General features: G+C 32.5%; 3 protein-coding genes. All 3 read left to right on the forward strand.

The features are described from left to right. Positions 1–162 precede the first annotated feature (162 nt). The 3 genes from ABFR62_13970 (at position 163) to ABFR62_13980 (ending at position 2,363) form a co-directional block, all read left to right on the forward strand. Positions 163–303: a hypothetical protein gene (locus ABFR62_13970; GenBank protein MEN8139525.1), complete on the forward strand. Its 141-nt coding sequence runs from the start codon at positions 163–165 to the stop codon at positions 301–303. A gap of 28 nt (positions 304–331) precedes the next feature. Continuing rightward, positions 332–694 carry a hypothetical protein gene (locus ABFR62_13975; protein MEN8139526.1) on the forward strand — a complete coding sequence of 121 codons (363 nt, stop codon included), beginning with the start codon at positions 332–334 and terminating at the stop codon, positions 692–694. Between the two features lie 784 nt (positions 695–1,478). Then, on the forward strand, positions 1,479–2,363 hold the full coding sequence (locus ABFR62_13980; GenBank protein ID MEN8139527.1) for an aldose 1-epimerase family protein: 885 nt from the start codon (positions 1,479–1,481) through the stop codon (positions 2,361–2,363). Positions 2,364–2,657: the final 294 nt, after the last annotated feature.

Consider the following 2,657-nt stretch of genomic DNA (forward strand, 5'->3'; position numbering starts at 1 on the left):
TGAATGTGTTATTTAATGAATTAGAGATTACTTCTATTTAGAAAAGCTTGATTAGTTTTAAAATTGAATATATTATCAAACTATATAAAAAAATCTACCCCTGCTGGCCCAAAGCAAGTATAGTAAAAAATTAAATATTATATATAAAAAGAAGAATAGCAAATGAGTAGAAAATACAAATTTCATAATCCTGAAGGAGTATATTTTGTGTCATTTGCTGTGCAGGGTTGGGTAGATGTATTTACGAGTAATGAATACATAAATATACTGGTTGATAATCTTGAATTTTGCAAAAAAAAATAAAGGACTTGAAATATTTGCAAGGTGTATAATGACAAATCATGTTCATATGGTAATAAGAGCAGAGGAAGGTTATTTTTTACAGGATATTTTGCGGGATTATAAGAAATTTACCAGTAAAGCAATAATAAAAGCCATTACAGAAAATTATAGGGAAAGCCGGAAAGAATGGTTGCTTAATCAGTTTAGGACTCCTGATGGAATTAGGTTTTGGAGAGGAGATAATAAACCTATAGAACTATGGAGTAATAAAGTATTAAACCAGAAAATAAATTATATCCATCAAAACCCTGTAGCAGAGGGATTGGTTTTTAGAGCTGAAGATTATGTATACAGCAGTGCTGCAGATTATGCAGGAGAAAAGAGCTTATTGGATGTAATTGTAGTAGAATAATAATTGTGCAAGGCACGGATTACAAATCCGCGCCGGCGTAGGAGTATAATATTGATGTTTCACCGAGTCTAGATAATGGAAGTATAATTTTTAAACTTGAAAAGAAGAAATAATGAGTAATGTAACTATTTGGTTTTTAATAGATGTAGTTGTTTTATCACTAAACTTAGTTATGGTTTTTTTACTAAAAACACTTTATTACCGTTCTCATTTATCAGGGGGTGAAAGAGGATTGTTTGCACTGGTAGAGGTGATTTATAGCTTAATTATATTTTTTACGTTTGTTGCAATTCAATCAAATTTCACATTTAAAAATAAAGAAGATCGTAAAACCAAGATTTTTGTGATAAGTAATTTGTTTTTAGTGTTTTTGAGTGTTATACATGCCTTAAAGAATGGAATTGAGTGGATATATTTCTTTGTTTTTTATACAGTGTTATCAGCATTTATATACAGTTATCTTTTGGAAAAGATATTTAGACGCTAGGTGGAGACAATAGTAATTTATTAATAACAATGATAATATAAGTTAGAATAAAGTAACAAAATACATACACTGGCGCGAATTTGCCCCCCCCCGCTACCACGCGATTGTATCGCGTGGGAAAAGCAAGCAAACTAAAAAAGAATAACTAAGAACCAAATGAGTAGAAACTATAAATTTCATAAGCCCGCCGGCGCGGATATGCAATCCATGCCAAAGCACTACAGTTTTTTTTAATGATTAACTATTTTTAACAAATCATAATTAATATTTTTACACTACAATTAGAAATTATTACTGATGGAATATATAGAACTTCAAAACGATTTACTTTCGGTAAGGGTTAACTTTAAGGGAGCAGAATTATCGAGCATATATAATAAAATTGAGAATATCGAACATATATGGCAGGCTGACGAAAAAGTATGGGCACGGCACGCACCGATATTATTCCCGATAGTTGGTAAGGTAAAAGGAGGGAAGTATAAGGTTGATGATAAAGAATATTTTTTGGGTCAGCATGGTTTTGCCAGAGACAGGGTTTTTGAGTTGGATGAAATTACCGGAAGCGGGGCAACTTTCAGATTGGAAAGTGATGATGAAAGTCTTAAGATATATCCTTTCAACTTTTGTCTGTTGGTAAAGTATAAGCTCGAAGGTTCAAAACTGAATATTAATTATCTGGTGGAAAATACAGATAGCGATGAAATATATTTTTCGATAGGTGCACATCCGGGCTTTACTGTTCCTTTTCATGATAATCACGACTTTGAAGATTATTATCTGGAGTTCGATAAAAAAGAAAGCACAGGAAAATTACTGCTATCCGAAAATGGCTTGTTAAGCGGTGAGATTCATGAAGGTTTTCTAAACAATAATAACATTATCGATCTTAAATATTCTACTTTTAGCAAGGATGCATTGGTCTTTGAAAATTTAAAATCTTCGTCATTAACAATAAAAAGTAAAAAAACAAACGTCTCTTTGAAAGTGGGGATTGATAAGTTTCCTCTTGTAGGCATCTGGACAATGCCCGGAGCAAAAGCACCTTATATATGTATTGAACCGTGGTATGGAGTTGCAGATTCAGAAAGTTCAACCGGAAACTATAAGGAAAAGAAGGCAATAGAGTCTTTAAAGGCAGGGGAAGAGTTTAAAATGAGTTTTTATATTGAAATTATCTAATGTTTTAATGCTCTAATGCTTTAATGATAGAATGTTTTATACGTATCATTGGCATTAGAGCAATTATTTTTATACTTCGAGATTTATATACTTTAGCCTTTAAGCCACGCAAAGCGTAGTAGGCTTTAGACCCTTAGACAAGCTCAGCTTTTTATCTTTCCTGCCTGACTGAGTCACGCAGGCAGGTATCTTTAGTCTTTCCTGCCTGACTGAGTCACGCAGGCAGGTATCTTTAGCCTTGAATACCTATAAATCCCTCTTCTTAACAATATAATACGAGAGGTAGATAAAAAT

This window comes from Bacteroidota bacterium (assembly GCA_039714315.1).
GTDB lineage: Bacteria > Bacteroidota > Bacteroidia > Flavobacteriales > JADGDT01 > JADGDT01.

Bases quoted from the DNA above. Each gene is read 5' to 3' on its own strand.
- ABFR62_13970 (MEN8139525.1), top strand. From the start codon at position 163: ATGAGTAGAAAATACAAATTTCATAATCCTGAAGGAGTATATTTTGTG.
- ABFR62_13975 (MEN8139526.1), top strand. From the start codon at position 332: ATGACAAATCATGTTCATATGGTAATAAGAGCAGAGGAAGGTTATTTT.
- ABFR62_13980 (MEN8139527.1), top strand. From the start codon at position 1,479: ATGGAATATATAGAACTTCAAAACGATTTACTTTCGGTAAGGGTTAAC.